Raw genomic sequence first — 13,369 nt, 5'->3', positions numbered from 1 at the left:
GCCGGACCGCAGCACCGCCGGACCGCAGCGCCGCCGGACCGCAGCGCAGACGCCCGGTACCCGGCCACGAGACGGGGCCGCGCCGCGCCCGGGAACGCGATCCGGGCCTCCCGACCGCTCGTCCGCGATCATGCGTGCGCATCTTCCGAACGAGCGCACAGTGCCCCCGATCCTGCTCCCTGCGCGGGAGCGGCGCACGCCGCCCCGACGTGGACAACCCCTCGTTCACCTCCCGTTCACCAGCGGGGGTGATTGCGGTCACCTCGCGTCCCTACAGTCGCTCCCGGGTCGGCACCGGCCCAGGGACCGCAGTGGTCCCACTGCATTCCATTCCCGAAGGGACCCCTGTGAACATCAAGCGAATCGGTTCGATCGCAGCAATCGCGATCGCCGGCGCAGTCGTGCTCTCCTCGTGCGCGGCGAACGAGGACGCGGGCAGCACCGAGTCGTCCTCCACCAGCGGCAGCGACTACTCGAAGCTCTCCGGCACCCTGACCGGCTCCGGCTCGTCGGCACAGCAGACCGCGCAGGCCACCTGGGCCGCCGGTTTCCAGAACGAGGCCTCGGGCGTCACCGTGAACTACACCCCGGACGGCTCGGGCGCCGGCCGCGAGAACTTCATGTCGGGTGCCGCGGACTTCGCCGGCTCCGACGCCGCGCTGAAGGACGAGGAGCTCTCGGGCAAGTTCGAGTCCTGCAAGGCGGACACCAAGGGCATCGACATCCCCGTCTACATCTCCCCGATCGCCATCGCGTACAAGGTCGACGGCGTCAGCGACCTGACGCTCGACGCGAAGACCATCGCGGGCATCTTCTCGGGCAAGATCACCAAGTGGGACGACTCCGAGATCGCCGACCTGAACAAGGACGCGAAGCTGCCGGACGCCGACATCACGGTCGTCCACCGCTCCGACGACTCGGGCACCACGCAGAACTTCTCGGAGTACGTCTCCGCGAACGCCTCGGACGTCTGGACCGAAGAGCCCAGCCAGACCTTCCCGTACTCGGTCGGTGACAGCGCGAAGGGCACCTCCGGTGTCGCCTCCGCGATGGGCAACGCCACCAACGCCATCACCTACATCGACGACTCCGGTGCGGGTGACCTCGACCGCGCGAAGCTGATGGTCGGCGACAAGGCGACCGAGATCTCGGCCGACGGCGCCGCGCAGGTCGTCGCTGACTCGAAGATCGCGACCGGCCGTGAGGACAACGACCTCGCGATCGACATCGACCGCAAGGACACCGCTGACGGTGCCTGGCCGCTGGTCCTCGTCTCCTACGCCATCGCGTGCCAGGAGTACAAGGACGCCGACAAGGCCGAGCTCGTGAAGGGCTACCTCGACTACGTCGTCTCGAGCGCCGCTCAGGACGCCGCTGCCAAGGAGGCCAAGTCGGCCGCCCTCTCCTCCGACCTCGCGTCGAAGGCCAAGGACGCGGTCGCTTCCATCAAGTAAGGCCCCCTGAGCGCCCGGACGCCGGTCCCACCCACTCGACCGGCGTCCGGGCACTCAGCCGTCCAGGACCCCGCCCGGACGCGCACCACCACCCCAGAACCCGTCGCCTCCCCCGGCGTTCCTCCGACAGGAGTACCCCATGACGACCGCACCGGCCCAGCCAGGGGCCACCGTCACCCCGACCAAGCCGAAGCCCGTCGTCCGTGTCGGTGACCGCGTCTTCTCCGCCGCCTCGGTCATCGCCGGCGGCCTCATCCTCTTCGTGCTCGTGCTCGTCGCCGCGTTCCTCGTCTGGCAGAGCATCCCGGCCTTCTCCGCCAAGGTCGGCGAGCTGCCGGGCAAGGCCACGAACTTCTGGGACTTCGTCGGCCCCCTGGTCTTCGGCACCGTCTGGTCCGCGCTCATCGCGCTCGTGATCGCCGTGCCGCTGTCCCTGGGGATCGCCCTCTTCATCTCGCACTTCGCGCCGCGTCGACTCGCGCCGGTCCTCGGCTACGTGATCGACCTGCTGGCCGCCGTGCCGTCGGTCGTCTACGGCCTCTGGGGCATCGCCGTGCTGGCGCCCCTGGTGAAGCCGTTCTACGTGTTCCTGAACGAGTACATCGGCTGGTTCCCGCTGTTCTCCGGCCAGGTGTCCGGCACCGGTCGCACGATCCTGACCGCGTCGATCGTCCTCGCCGTCATGGCGATCCCGATCATGACCGCGGTCATGCGTGAGATCTTCCTGCAGGCCCCGACCCTCAACGAGGAAGCGGCCCTGGCCCTCGGCGCGACCCGCTGGGAGATGATCCGCCTGTCGGTCCTGCCGTTCGCGAAGTCCGGCATCGTCTCCGCGATCATGCTCGGCCTCGGTCGTGCACTCGGCGAGACGATGGCGATCGCGCTGGTGCTGTCGGTCTCGACGAACGTCACGTTCCAGATGCTGACGTCGCAGAACCCCTCGACGATCGCGGCGAACATCGCCCTGCAGTTCGCCGAGGCATCCGGCACGGCCCTGAACGCGCTCATCGCGTCGGGTCTGATCCTCTTCGTCATCACCCTGGTCATCAACATGCTCGCGCGGTACATCGTCCGCAGCCGAGTCAGCTGAGAGGTCGCACCCGATGTCCCTCGCGCTCCGTCAGACCGGCACCGCCGGCAACGTCTACGCCAACGGCAAGCTGCACGCCTCCGTCCCGTGGCTGCTGCTCGTCGGCAGCTGGGTCGCCCTCGTCCTGGTCTTCGCCCTGCTCAACGCGGGTGGCGCCGTCAAGGACTTCAACGTCGTCGCCGCGATCTTCCTCGGCACGGTCCTGTTCGACGTCCTGATCGTCGTCATCTCGCGCATCGTCGAGGGCGGCCGCAAGGCGGTCGACCGCCTGGTCACCTCGCTCGTCATCACGGCGTTCGTCATCGCGGTCCTGCCGCTGGTGTCGCTGCTCTGGACGGTCATCGCCAAGGGCGTCGCCCGCTTCGACGCGAACTTCTTCTCGTACTCGATGCGCGGGGTCATCTCCGAGGGCGGCGGCGCGGTCCACGCCCTCGTCGGCACGCTCGAGATCACGCTGTTCGCGGCGCTCATCTCGGTGCCGATCGGCCTGCTCACCTCGATCTACCTGGTCGAGTACGGTCGCGGCGCACTGGCGAAGGGCATCACGTTCTTCGTCGACGTCATGACGGGCATCCCGTCGATCGTCGCCGGTCTGTTCGCCTACGCGCTCTTCGCGCTGTTCCTCGGCCCGGGCGCCCGCTTCGGTCTGGTCGGCTCCGTCGCCCTGTCGGTGCTGATGATCCCGATCGTCGTGCGCTCCACCGAAGAGGTGCTGAAGATCGTCCCGATGGAACTCCGCGAGGCCTCGTACGCCCTCGGGGTGCCGAAGTACCTCACGATCCTCAAGGTCGTGCTCCCCACCAGCCTCGCCGGCATCACCACCGGCGTCATGCTCTCCATCGCCCGCGTCATCGGTGAGACCGCCCCGCTGCTCGTCACGGCCGGCTTCACCGCGAGCATGAACTACAACCTGTTCCGCGACCCGATGATGACCCTGCCGGTGTACGCGTACACGCAGTACTCGCAGCAGGGCGCCAACCCGGTGCCGTTCGTCGACCGGGCCTGGACCGCGGCCCTCGTGCTCATCCTGATCGTGATGCTGCTCAACCTGCTCGCCCGGTTCATCACCCGTCTCTTCGCCCCCAAGCTCAGCCGCTGACCCTCCGCCCCCGCGGAACCAGCGACACCACCCACCCAGAAGGATCAACGTGTCCAAGCGCATCGAGGTCGACGGCCTCAACGTCTACTACTCGAAGTTCAAGGCGGTCGAGGGTGTCGACATCACCATCGAGCCCCGCACCGTCACGGCCTTCATCGGCCCGTCGGGCTGCGGCAAGTCCACCTTCCTCCGCACCCTGAACCGCATGCACGAGGTCATCCCCGGCGCATGGGTCGAGGGCTCGGTCAAGATCGACGGCGACGACCTGTACGGCGCCGGCGTCGACCCCGTGCTCGTCCGTCGTCAGGTCGGCATGGTCTTCCAGCGTCCGAACCCGTTCCCCACGATGTCGATCCGCGACAACGTGCTCGCGGGCGTGAAGCTCAACAACAAGCGCGTCTCCCGCTCCGAGGCCGACGACATCGTCGAGCGCTCGCTGCAGGGCGCGAACCTGTGGAACGAGGTCAAGGACCGCCTCGACAAGCCCGGCATGGGTCTGTCCGGTGGGCAGCAGCAGCGTCTCTGCATCGCCCGCGCGATCGCGGTCGAGCCGGACGTGCTCCTGATGGACGAGCCCTGCTCGGCCCTCGACCCGATCTCGACCCTCGCCATCGAGGACCTGATCGAGGAGCTCAAGAAGGAGTTCACGATCGTGATCGTGACCCACAACATGCAGCAGGCGTCGCGCGTCAGCGACAAGACGGCGTTCTTCAACATCGCCGGCACCGGCGCTCCCGGCAAGCTCATCGAGTTCGACGACACCGCGACGATGTTCTCGAACCCGTCCGTGCAGGCCACCGAGGACTACGTCTCGGGCCGCTTCGGTTGATCGGCATCCGTCCGTCGCACTGACGGACGGCCTGGAGGCCCGGTGCACGTCCGCCACGGACGCGCACCGGGCCTTCGTGGTTGCGCCGGGTGCGACGGCAACCCGCGGGACGTGCGCATGTTCCGACGATCCACGCGTCGATCGACTCGTGGTTCGTCGCTCGATGCGCACGCAGACGTTGCGTGCGCATGTTCCGACAGTCCGCGCGTCGATCGACTCGTGGAACGACGAAAGGTGCCCGCGCATCGACTGCACGGGCACCTTCCGGAATGCCTCAGGCCGTGGTGGTGGGGACCGCCATGATCGGCGAGGTGGTGGGCTGCTCGGAACCGCCCTCGGGCTCGACCGTCATGCCGATCGTCGCGCCCTCGGACATCGCGCCCTTGAGCACGGCGGAGTGCACACCGTCAGCAGCACCGTCGACCAGGCCGGCCGACTTGATGGTGCCGCCCTGCTCCTCGGAGCCGATGTACCAGAGCTCGTACGTCTTGCCCTTCGGCGCCTGCTCGACACCGTCGAGGATCACCGCGGACTTGCCGAGGTCGTTCGACCACACGACCGTCGCCGAACCGCCGCCCGCGACCTTGGTCGTCGTGCGCTGGAAGTCCGAGGCGGCGTAGATGCGGTCGAGGCCGCTCGAGGCCTGCGTGGTGCCGGTGCCGGGGCCGTTCGGGTCGAAGATCGACCCGACGCCGAGTCCGCCGAAGAAGACCGCGGCGACGGCAGCTGCGGCCGTCAGCATGACCGCCGGACGCTGGAACCAGCGGCGGCGAGCCTCGGAGGAAGCCCGGCCACCGGCGGTGGGGCCGTCGGCGATCGAGGCGACGTGCCTGGCGGGCTCGGGACGGGCCTCCTGGACGGAGGTGGCCTCGGCGACCGGGGTCTGGTCGACCGTCGCATCGGCGAGGGGCGCGGCCTGGGGGGTCGTCGCGATCCGGGCCAGCAGCGACGCCTTGAGCGACGCGGGGGGCTCGATCGGTGCGACGGCGTAGGCGAGCTGCAGCGCGGTCTCGCGCAGCGAGTCGTTCTCGGCCTGCAGCTCGGGGGACGTCCGGAGGGCGTCCTCGAGGAGCGCGCGCTCGTCGTCGGACAGCGCGTCGAGTGCGTGGGAACCCGTCATCAGTGCGGGGTCGTCGTGGCGTTCGGTCATGAGGTCACCCCCATCTCGTCTCGGAGTCGGATCATCCCGTCACGGAGACGGGTCTTGACGGTGCCGATGGGGACACCGAGGTGTTCGGCCATCTCGCTGTGCGAGTAGCCGCCGTAGTACGCGAGTTGCACGGCCTGCCGCTGGAACTCGGTGAGCTTCGCCAGCGCTCGGCCGACGCGCTCGTGCTCGATGCGGATCTCGACGGACTCGGAGACCTGGTCGAAACCGGCCTCGAGATCGCGGATGCCGATCTTGGTGTCGCGGTCGTGCGACGACTGCGAGGCACGGACCCGGTCGACCGCTCGGCGGTGGGCCATGGTGAGGACCCAGCTGGCGGCCGTCCCACGCTTCCGGTCGAAGCGGGTGGCCTGCTGCCAGACCTCCAGGAAGACCTCCTGTGTGACCTCTTCCGACTGCGCGCGGTCCCGGAGGAGGCGCGTGATCAGACCGAGGACCCGACCGGAGAGTGCGTCGTAGAGGTCCGCGAAGGCGGCTTGGTCACCGGCGGCGACCCGGGCGAGGAGGTCGTCCGGCGATGCCTGAGCTGGCTCTGACGAGCTCCAGCGTTCGGTGTCGCTATCCACGAGGGCAAGCATTGCAGGTTTCCCTCCTCTCGGTTGCTTTCGTTGACCAGGCGGGTAGCACGAAGCCTCCGCATGGGCGGTCGAGACGAGGGGCCGGCGTGACCCACAGGGAATTGACCGGCGGTGCCGGTCCGGGTCACACCGGGCCTCTCGCTTCGTGACGGGCATTCCGTCCGTCACGCAGATGATTCGGTGCGGTCCCCGCTGTGGATTGGATGGGGGTCGGGATTTCTCGGCGGGATGGGCGCGGCGGGCCCGCACAGGGGTGCACGCGGGCACGCCCGGGGCCGGTTCTGTCCACCATGAGTGAACAGGGTCGAGTGATCAGCCGACGTCTCGTAGACTGGGTCTCGCCGGGCCGCAGCAAGCCCCGGGCTCCAAAATTCGCCGCTTCGAGCGGCCTCGCGCCGAGAGGCGCTTCTGCGGCCCGGTCTTTTCATGCCCGGATGCGTTCCGGCCTGCTGCTGCGCGGTCTTGGCCGTGCGCGTCATCGCGCTGGTGCGCGGCCCTGGCCTGGAGGCCCGGTGCGGGTCCGCCCCGCCGCTCGCTCAGTCCAGGCTGTCGCGGCGCCAGAGCGCCGCCGCCTCGGTCAGGTCGGCCGCCAGCTCGGTCAGGCGGAGCGCCCGCGTCGTGAGTTCGCTCGCGCGCTCGGATGCAACCAGGTCGGACTCGTCCGCCACGGCGGTCGCGCCGGCGGCGGTCAGACGGCAGAACGACGCCCCGCGGTCGAGCGCCACCGCGAGGTCGCCCGTGTACAGGCCGTGCAGGATGCGGTCGGCGAGCGTCAGGATCTCCGCCGGCCCCGTCGGTTCCTCGGCACCCGCGACCGCCTGGTCGATCGTGCCGATCTGCGCCGTGCCCCGCTCGAACAGGTACGCGATCTCCTCCGGGTTCTGCCGGATGACGATGCGCACGAGGTACACCCGCCAGAGCGCCCCCGGCAGCGTGTGTGCCCCGACCCGTGCCCACAGTTCCGCGATGGCGTCGATGCCGTGCACGTCGGTGTACGTGACGAGCCGCTCGACCACGGCCGGGTCCGGGTCCTCGCGCACCCGGTGCAGCAGGGCGTTCGCGGTCTCGTGCGCGACACGGTTCACGAGCGCCGGGTCCTCACCGCCCTGGATGGCGGCGAACTCGGCGTCGGTGAAGTGGACGGGACGGTGGTGATCGCGAGGCACCGCAGCAGTGTAGGCGCGGCCGGTGACACGCCCGCGTCCCGTTCGCCCAGAACGCAACCGCTGCGCCACGCGTACGGTGTTGCGGCAGGGAGGCGCTCCTCCCTGCACGTGAAGGAGAGGATCTTCCATGAACGCCCTGCTCATCATCCTGGCTGTGATCGCAGTCATCCTGCTGTTCGTCGGCGGTTTCGCTGCGAGCCTCAAGTTCCTGCTCTACGTCGGCATCGTGCTGCTGATCATCGCGGTCATCGCGTGGCTGCTGCGGACGCTCACCGGACGCCGGGGCTGACCCGGTCAGACGGTTCCGTCCCGGAGGCCCTCACCCGCTAGCCTTGCGGGTGAGGGCCTCTAGCTCAGTTGGTAGAGCACCGGACTTTTAATCCGAGGGTCGTGGGTTCGAGCCCCACGGGGCCCACCCACTAGCTCCTGTCTAGAATGTCCTCGATGGGCCGACGATCGCAGCGCGAGCGGCCGGGCACCCCCACCGGCCCGGCGACGATGCGCCGACGCCGCCGGAAGCTGGTGCCGACACTCGCCCTCAGCGCGATGGCACTCGGGGTCTCCGGACTCCTGCTGATCCTGCCGAGCGTCTCGAGTGCCTGCCAGCCGGTGTCCTCGTCGACCTCGGCCTCGGCCGTCGCTGCCCCCGGCGTCTCAGCCGACCGCGTCGCCGCGGCGATCGAGCCTGGATCGCGCGTGCTCATCGTGGGCGACTCGTACACCTCGGGTCGGGGCTCGACCAGCGGACTCCGCGGCTGGGCACAGGACCTCAGCGAGGACCGTGGGTGGACGGCCAAGATCGACGGGTACCCGGGCACGGGCTACGTCGACACCGGTCGGACCGGTTCGTCGCACTACACGTACGGGCCACGCCTCGAGCGGCACGCCTCGTTCGACCCCCAGCTCGTGATCGTGCAGGGCAGCCAGAACGATTGGCTCGTCGACTCGGACACCCTCCGCGCCACGGTGGAGCGGACCCTCCGCACGGCGCAGCAGACCTGGCCGGACGCCGTCGTCGTCGCGCTCGGCCCGTCAGCACCGCTCCCGTGGGCGAACTCGACCGTCGGGGTCGCCGCGTCGGTCGCCGCGGGTGCCGCCGCCGCCGGTGTCCCCTACGTCGACGCCCTCGCCGGCAGGTGGTTCACGTCGAGCAACAGCCCGGGGTACTCCGCCGTCGACGGCGGCCACCCGAACGACGCCGGCTACCAGTACCTGGCGGACCGCGTCGGCGAGTCCCTCGACGCCCTCGGCGCACCCGTCGGCAGCGCCCGCTGCGTCTGAGCGGCGCCATCTGCTCCTGAACGGGGTACAACCCGTCCCCAGCGGGCTCATGGGAGATCCCCTGCCCACCACAGCCCGCCCTCAGCGGATTGTTGGGCTGCCGCCGATAGTGTCGTTCCCGGATCCGATCACCGGATCCTGCAGCACAGCACCACCACGAACGAACGGGGTACACCGTGATCGAGCCCATCGAAGCCACGCAGACCAGCACCACCGGTGACGCGCGCCGCATCGTCGAGCTCGCAGCAGCGACCAACACGACGATGAGCAACGAGCTCCTGCTCGACACGCTCCGCCGCAACGCCCAGGTCACGACCCGCCACATCCGCAAGGACTTCATCGAGGTCGCGACGGCCACCGCCGTGCTCGGCTACGTCTGCCGGCAGCGCAAGGACTTCATCGCGCTCCGTGGCGACGACCCGGCGTGGGCGCACGAGGTCGGCCGGTACGCGACCGAGTCCCTCGCGGTCGAGGCACTCCGGATGCGCCGCGGCTGACGCCCGGCGTCCGACACGAACACAGAAGGCCCCGCCGGACACCCGGCGGGGCCTTCTTCGTGTCGGTGGTGGCGCCGACCGGAGTCCTCAGGACCAGACGCGGCGGATCCCCCACGAACCGGTCCAGGTCTCGTCCGGCTCGAGCCAGCGCAGGCCCTCGCCCGAGTTCAGGGCGTTCGCGGGCGCCGTCATCGGTTCGACCGCGACGGCGAGGCCCTTCCCGTCGCCCCGCGGGTACTCGCGCGAGGTGAAGACCTGCACGTAGGGGAACGAGGCGTCCTGCCAGAGCTCCACACCGTCGCCCTCGGGCCCGTGCATCGTCGTGCGGCGGATCCCGTCGGCGTCGGGGGTGACGTCCTTGTAGGCGGTGTCGAGGTCCGAGTCCCCGGCACGTCGCCCCTGGCGCAGGTCGGACGGCGTGCCCTCGACCGGCACCGAACCGTTCGGCACCTTCTGCTCGTCGACTGTGAACGCGGTCGCGGCGTCGAGCGTGACGACCAGGTCGTCGGCGGGGGTGTCACCCGCACGCAGGTACGGGTGGGCACCGACGGCGAAGGGTGCGCGGACGCCCGAGCGGTTCGTGACCTCGTGCGTGACGCGGATGCCGTCGTCGACGAGTTCGTGCAGCACGCGCGTCTCGAGGGTGAAGGGCCACCCGTGCTGCGGGTGGATCGTCGCTTCCTGCTGGATCGACGTCCCGGTCTGCGAGACCACCCGGTACGGGGCGAACCGGAGCAGTCCGTGCGACGCGTTGCCGTACTTCGGCTCCGAGACGTCGAGCTGCTGCCGCTTGCCGTCGAGCTCCCACACACCACCGGCGACGCGGTTCGGCCAGGGCGCCAGGACGATGCCGTTCGCCCCCGGCGGCTGCTCGGTCACGGGGAACGGCTCGGTGATGTCGAAGCCGGCGACGCGGAGTTCGCGGATGCCCGCGGCGACCTCGGTGACCACGGCTTCGACGACCCCGTCGGGTCCGGCGTGGTGGAGGCGGTACTGGCCACCCGTGGGTGCTGCGGTCATGGGGTGTTCTTCCTTCCGGCTGGTTCGGTGTGCTGCTCGCCGTCGGCGACGATCACCTGGGCCCCGGCCGCCCGGATCGTGGCGACCGAGGCGGCGTCGGCCTCGGCGGTGACGACGACGTCGATGTCCTCGAGCGCGCGGACGACCCCGATGTGGGCCCGGCCGAACTTCGACCCGTCCGCGACCACGACCGTACGCCGGGCCGTCGCCGCGAGCATCCGCTTGGCCTCGGTCTCGGGCAGGTTCACGTTCGTCAGGCCGTGGTCGACGTCGAGTCCGGTCCCGCCGAGGAACACGAGGTCCGCAGCGATCATGGGCAGGATCGCCCCGTTGAAGGGGGCGACGAGCGAGTGCTGCAGGGGCCGGAGGGTGCCGCCGGTGACGATCACGGTGAAGCGCGGGACGGCACGCTCGAGTGCGAGCGCCGTGGTGAGGGAGTTCGTGACGACCGTGACGCCGGTGAGCTCGGTGCGCGCCACGAGGGCCTCGGCGACGGCGGCCGGCGTGGTGCCGACGTCGAGGACGACGCACTCCCCCGGGCGGACCAGCGCAGCGGCCGCACGGCCGATGGCGGCCTTGGCCACCTGGTGCTCGACGGCGGTCTCCTCGAAGGGGCGCTCGGTGGACCCGGCCCCGAGGCGGACCGCGCCTCCGTGCACCCGCCGGATCCGGGCCTCCTGGTCGAGGACGGCGAGGTCCTGGCGGACCGTCACCTCGCTGGTGCCGAGGGACGCGGCCAACGCGGCCGTCCGGACCATGCCGGGGGCGCCGTCGACGATCGCGACGATGCGGTCCTGCCGGAGGGGCGCGGGCAGCGCGCCGGCGAGGAAGGAGAGGTCGGCGTCCGTCATGTGCACAGTTTCGCTTGCTTCCGATGTCTTTCGCAACGCTTCGGATGGGCGCTAGGCTGTTCCGGTGATCACCAAGCGCGTGACGAAGCTCGCGGACGGCCGCGACCTCTTCTACTTCGACGACGCCGACTCGACGCTGCCCGCAGAACGCAGCATCGACGAGCGCGTGCTCGACCCGCGGCCCGAGACGGCGCGGATGCGGCAGGACGTCCTGACGGGCGAGTGGGTTTCGATCGCGGCGTCCCGGCAGAACCGGGTGTTCCTGCCGCCGGCCGACCAGGATCCGCTCGCACCCCAGAGCCCGGCCAACCCGTCCGAGATCCCGAGCCGCTACGACGTCGCCGTGTTCGAGAACCGATCGCCGTCGTTCGGCCCGCTGCTCGAAGCCGACGACGCCCCCGAGTCGCTCGAGTCCCTGAGCGACGTCGGCCTGAACCGCCAGCTCCGCTCGGTCGGCCGGTGCGAGGTCGTGTGCTTCTCACCCGAGACCTCCGGGTCCTTCGCGTCCATCTCCGAGTCGCGTGCCCGCACCGTCGTCGAAGCCTGGGCCGACCGTACCGCCGCACTCTCCGCGATGCCGGGCATCCAGCAGGTGTTCCCCTTCGAGAACCGGGGCGAGGCGATCGGTGTCACGCTGCACCACCCGCACGGGCAGATCTACTCGTACCCGTACATCACGCCGCGCACCCAGCGCCTGCTCGCGAGCATCGAACGGTTCGGCCCGGACCTGTTCGAGCAGCACCTCGCGAACGAGCGGGGTTCCGAGCGGGTCGTCCTCGCTGGCGAGCACTTCACCGCCTTCGTCCCGTTCGCCGCGCGCTGGCCCATCGAGATCCACATGCTGCCGCACCGCCACGTCCCCGACTTCGCGGGCCTGACCGACGCCGAGAAGGACGAGCTGGCCCACATGCACCTCCGGCTCACCCGCGGGCTCGATGCGCTCTACGGCGACCCGACGCCGTACATCGCCGCGTGGCACCAGGCACCGGTGCACACCGCCCGCGACACCGTGCGGCTGATGCTGCAGATCACCTCGCCGCGACGTGCGGCGGACAAGTTGAAGTTCCTGGCCGGCAGCGAAGCCGCCATGGGCGCCTGGATCGGGGACCTCGTGCCCGAGAAGGCGGCCGAGTTCATCCGACAGGGAGTCGAGCGCGCATGACGTTCCAGCAGGTCTACGGGTACGAGCCGACGGTGCGGTACTCCGCCCCGGGTCGCGTCAACCTGATCGGTGAGCACACCGACTACAACGACGGCTACGTGCTGCCCTTCGCGATCGACCGTCGCACCACCGCCTCCATCGCGCAGCGTGACGACCGGACGATCCGCGTCGCCTCCGCCTTCGACGCCTCGAGCGAGCCGGTGGCGCTGTCCCTCGACGACCTGTCGCCCGAGGCCATGGACGGTTGGTCGGCCTACGTCTTCGGGATCGCCTGGGCCCTGCGCGAGCAGGCCGGTGCCGATCTGGACGACAAGACCGGGTTCGACGTCTTCATCGAGTCCGACGTGCCCGTCGGTGCGGGCCTGTCGTCCAGTGCGGCGATCGAGTGCGGTGTCGCGCTGGCCTTCAACGACCTGTGGGAACTCGGCCTCGACCGGAAGACCCTGGCGCGGGTCGGGCAGTACTCGGAGAACCACGCCGTCGGTGCCCCCACCGGGATCATGGACCAGTCCGCCTCGCTGCTCGGCGAGCAGGACGCCGTCGTGTTCCTCGACTGCCGCACGCTCGACACCGCCGTCGTCGACCTGGCGCTCGAGGCGAACGGGCTCGAGGTCCTGGTGATCGACACCCGCGTCGAGCACGCCCACGCAACCGGTGGCTACGCGGCTCGTCGGGCCTCGTGCGAGAAGGGTGCGCGGGCGCTCGGTGTCGAGGCACTGCGTGACGTCAGCGTCGAGGACCTGCCTCGTGCGCAGGAGCTCCTGGACGACGAGACCTTCCGCCGCGTACGGCACATCGTGACCGAGGACCAGCGCGTCCTCGACACCGTCCGCACGCTGCGCGAACAGGGCCCCCGGGCGATCGGTTCGCTGCTCGTCGCGTCGCACGAGTCGATGCGGGACGACTTCGAGATCTCCGTGCCGGAGCTCGACCTGGCCGTCGCGACGGCGGTCGAGCAGGGTGCCGTCGGTGCGCGCATGACCGGTGGTGGGTTCGGCGGTGCGGCGATCGCGCTGGTCGACCAGGAGTCGCGCGGTGCGATCACCGCCGCCGTCACCGCCGCCTTCGCCGACGCCGGGTTCCGCGAGCCGAACGTGTTCACGGTGCACGCCGCGCAGGGCGCCCGGCGCGACTGACGGCGCTCCGCCGCTCGACGTTTCGCGATCAGCGACAG

The 13,369-nt window shown here is 70.2% G+C and carries 14 protein-coding genes and 1 tRNA gene; 10 read left to right on the top strand and 5 right to left on the bottom strand.

Annotation, left to right across the window (positions count from 1 at the left end; translation table 11 throughout):
• The first annotated feature begins 347 nt into the window (after positions 1-347).
• From pstS to pstB, 4 genes are all read left to right on the top strand, one after another.
• Positions 348-1,454 (top strand): phosphate ABC transporter substrate-binding protein PstS, encoded by a 1,107-nt coding sequence (gene pstS, locus DEI98_RS06185; protein ID WP_071404717.1) that lies wholly within the window; start codon positions 348-350, stop codon positions 1,452-1,454.
• 139 nt (positions 1,455-1,593) lie between these two features.
• A complete protein-coding gene (gene pstC, locus DEI98_RS06180; protein ID WP_071404716.1) occupies positions 1,594-2,544 on the top strand; it encodes a phosphate ABC transporter permease subunit PstC in 951 nt (316 codons plus the stop codon).
• 13 nt (positions 2,545-2,557) lie between these two features.
• Positions 2,558-3,643: a phosphate ABC transporter permease PstA gene (gene pstA, locus DEI98_RS06175; RefSeq protein ID WP_110863125.1), complete on the top strand. Its 1,086-nt coding sequence runs from the start codon at positions 2,558-2,560 to the stop codon at positions 3,641-3,643.
• A 49-nt stretch (positions 3,644-3,692) separates the two neighbouring features.
• Complete coding sequence (pstB, locus tag DEI98_RS06170; RefSeq protein WP_027466631.1) at positions 3,693-4,472, top strand: phosphate ABC transporter ATP-binding protein PstB; 780 nt, start codon at positions 3,693-3,695, stop codon at positions 4,470-4,472.
• Between the two features lie 274 nt (positions 4,473-4,746).
• Here pstB and DEI98_RS06165 read toward each other — a convergent pair whose 3' ends face one another.
• From DEI98_RS06165 to DEI98_RS06155, 3 genes are all read right to left on the bottom strand, one after another.
• Positions 4,747-5,622: an anti-sigma factor domain-containing protein gene (locus tag DEI98_RS06165; RefSeq protein ID WP_111100230.1), complete on the bottom strand. Its 876-nt coding sequence runs from the start codon at positions 5,620-5,622 to the stop codon at positions 4,747-4,749.
• Positions 5,619-6,218 carry an ECF RNA polymerase sigma factor SigK gene (gene sigK / locus DEI98_RS06160; protein WP_027466633.1) on the bottom strand — a complete coding sequence of 200 codons (600 nt, stop codon included), beginning with the start codon at positions 6,216-6,218 and terminating at the stop codon, positions 5,619-5,621. Before sigK ends, DEI98_RS06165 begins: the two co-directional genes overlap by 4 nt.
• Before the next feature lie 536 nt (positions 6,219-6,754).
• Positions 6,755-7,384: a hypothetical protein gene (locus tag DEI98_RS06155; RefSeq protein WP_027466634.1), complete on the bottom strand. Its 630-nt coding sequence runs from the start codon at positions 7,382-7,384 to the stop codon at positions 6,755-6,757.
• A gap of 127 nt (positions 7,385-7,511) precedes the next feature.
• On the opposite strand from DEI98_RS06155, the gene DEI98_RS18250 reads away from it, so the two are divergent.
• The 4 genes from DEI98_RS18250 (at position 7,512) to DEI98_RS06140 (ending at position 9,162) form a co-directional block, all read left to right on the top strand.
• Positions 7,512-7,673, top strand: coding sequence for a hypothetical protein (locus tag DEI98_RS18250; RefSeq protein WP_017888098.1), 162 nt, complete (start codon positions 7,512-7,514; stop codon positions 7,671-7,673).
• A gap of 53 nt (positions 7,674-7,726) precedes the next feature.
• A tRNA-Lys gene (locus DEI98_RS06150) sits at positions 7,727-7,799 on the top strand.
• Positions 7,800-7,828: 29 nt separating this feature from the next.
• Complete coding sequence (locus DEI98_RS06145) at positions 7,829-8,665, top strand: SGNH/GDSL hydrolase family protein (protein ID WP_181437956.1); 837 nt, start codon at positions 7,829-7,831, stop codon at positions 8,663-8,665.
• A 176-nt stretch (positions 8,666-8,841) separates the two neighbouring features.
• Positions 8,842-9,162, top strand: coding sequence for a hypothetical protein (locus tag DEI98_RS06140; RefSeq protein ID WP_027466636.1), 321 nt, complete (start codon positions 8,842-8,844; stop codon positions 9,160-9,162).
• A gap of 87 nt (positions 9,163-9,249) precedes the next feature.
• Here the strand turns inward: DEI98_RS06140 and DEI98_RS06135 are convergent, their stop codons facing one another.
• Together DEI98_RS06135 and DEI98_RS06130 are read right to left on the bottom strand one after the other, a co-directional pair.
• Positions 9,250-10,182, bottom strand: coding sequence for an aldose 1-epimerase family protein (locus tag DEI98_RS06135; protein WP_111100228.1), 933 nt, complete (start codon positions 10,180-10,182; stop codon positions 9,250-9,252).
• Positions 10,179-11,033, bottom strand: a complete 855-nt coding sequence (locus DEI98_RS06130; protein ID WP_111100227.1) for a DeoR/GlpR family DNA-binding transcription regulator — start codon at positions 11,031-11,033, stop codon at positions 10,179-10,181. The genes DEI98_RS06135 and DEI98_RS06130 overlap by 4 nt, the downstream gene beginning before the upstream one ends.
• A gap of 64 nt (positions 11,034-11,097) precedes the next feature.
• On the opposite strand from DEI98_RS06130, the gene galT reads away from it, so the two are divergent.
• Complete coding sequence (gene galT / locus DEI98_RS06125; protein WP_027466639.1) at positions 11,098-12,195, top strand: galactose-1-phosphate uridylyltransferase; 1,098 nt, start codon at positions 11,098-11,100, stop codon at positions 12,193-12,195.
• Positions 12,192-13,331: a galactokinase gene (gene galK / locus DEI98_RS06120; RefSeq protein ID WP_110863130.1), complete on the top strand. Its 1,140-nt coding sequence runs from the start codon at positions 12,192-12,194 to the stop codon at positions 13,329-13,331. The genes galT and galK overlap by 4 nt, the downstream gene beginning before the upstream one ends.
• The last annotated feature ends 38 nt before the right edge of the window (positions 13,332-13,369 follow it).

This window comes from Curtobacterium sp. MCLR17_034 (genome assembly GCF_003234485.1).
Taxonomy (GTDB): domain Bacteria; phylum Actinomycetota; class Actinomycetes; order Actinomycetales; family Microbacteriaceae; genus Curtobacterium; species Curtobacterium flaccumfaciens.
The sequence above is the reverse complement of the archived record's forward strand: the minus strand, read 5'-3'. Positions and strand labels throughout refer to the sequence as shown.

Bases quoted from the DNA above. Each gene is read 5' to 3' on its own strand.
- pstC (WP_071404716.1), top strand. From the start codon at position 1,594: ATGACGACCGCACCGGCCCAGCCAGGGGCCACCGTCACCCCGACCAAG.
- pstA (WP_110863125.1), top strand. From the start codon at position 2,558: ATGTCCCTCGCGCTCCGTCAGACCGGCACCGCCGGCAACGTCTACGCC.
- DEI98_RS06165 (WP_111100230.1), bottom strand. From the start codon at position 5,622: ATGACCGAACGCCACGACGACCCCGCACTGATGACGGGTTCCCACGCA.
- sigK (WP_027466633.1), bottom strand. From the start codon at position 6,218: ATGCTTGCCCTCGTGGATAGCGACACCGAACGCTGGAGCTCGTCAGAG.
- DEI98_RS18250 (WP_017888098.1), top strand. From the start codon at position 7,512: ATGAACGCCCTGCTCATCATCCTGGCTGTGATCGCAGTCATCCTGCTG.
- DEI98_RS06145 (WP_181437956.1), top strand. From the start codon at position 7,829: ATGGGCCGACGATCGCAGCGCGAGCGGCCGGGCACCCCCACCGGCCCG.
- DEI98_RS06135 (WP_111100228.1), bottom strand. From the start codon at position 10,182: ATGACCGCAGCACCCACGGGTGGCCAGTACCGCCTCCACCACGCCGGA.
- DEI98_RS06130 (WP_111100227.1), bottom strand. From the start codon at position 11,033: ATGACGGACGCCGACCTCTCCTTCCTCGCCGGCGCGCTGCCCGCGCCC.
- galK (WP_110863130.1), top strand. From the start codon at position 12,192: ATGACGTTCCAGCAGGTCTACGGGTACGAGCCGACGGTGCGGTACTCC.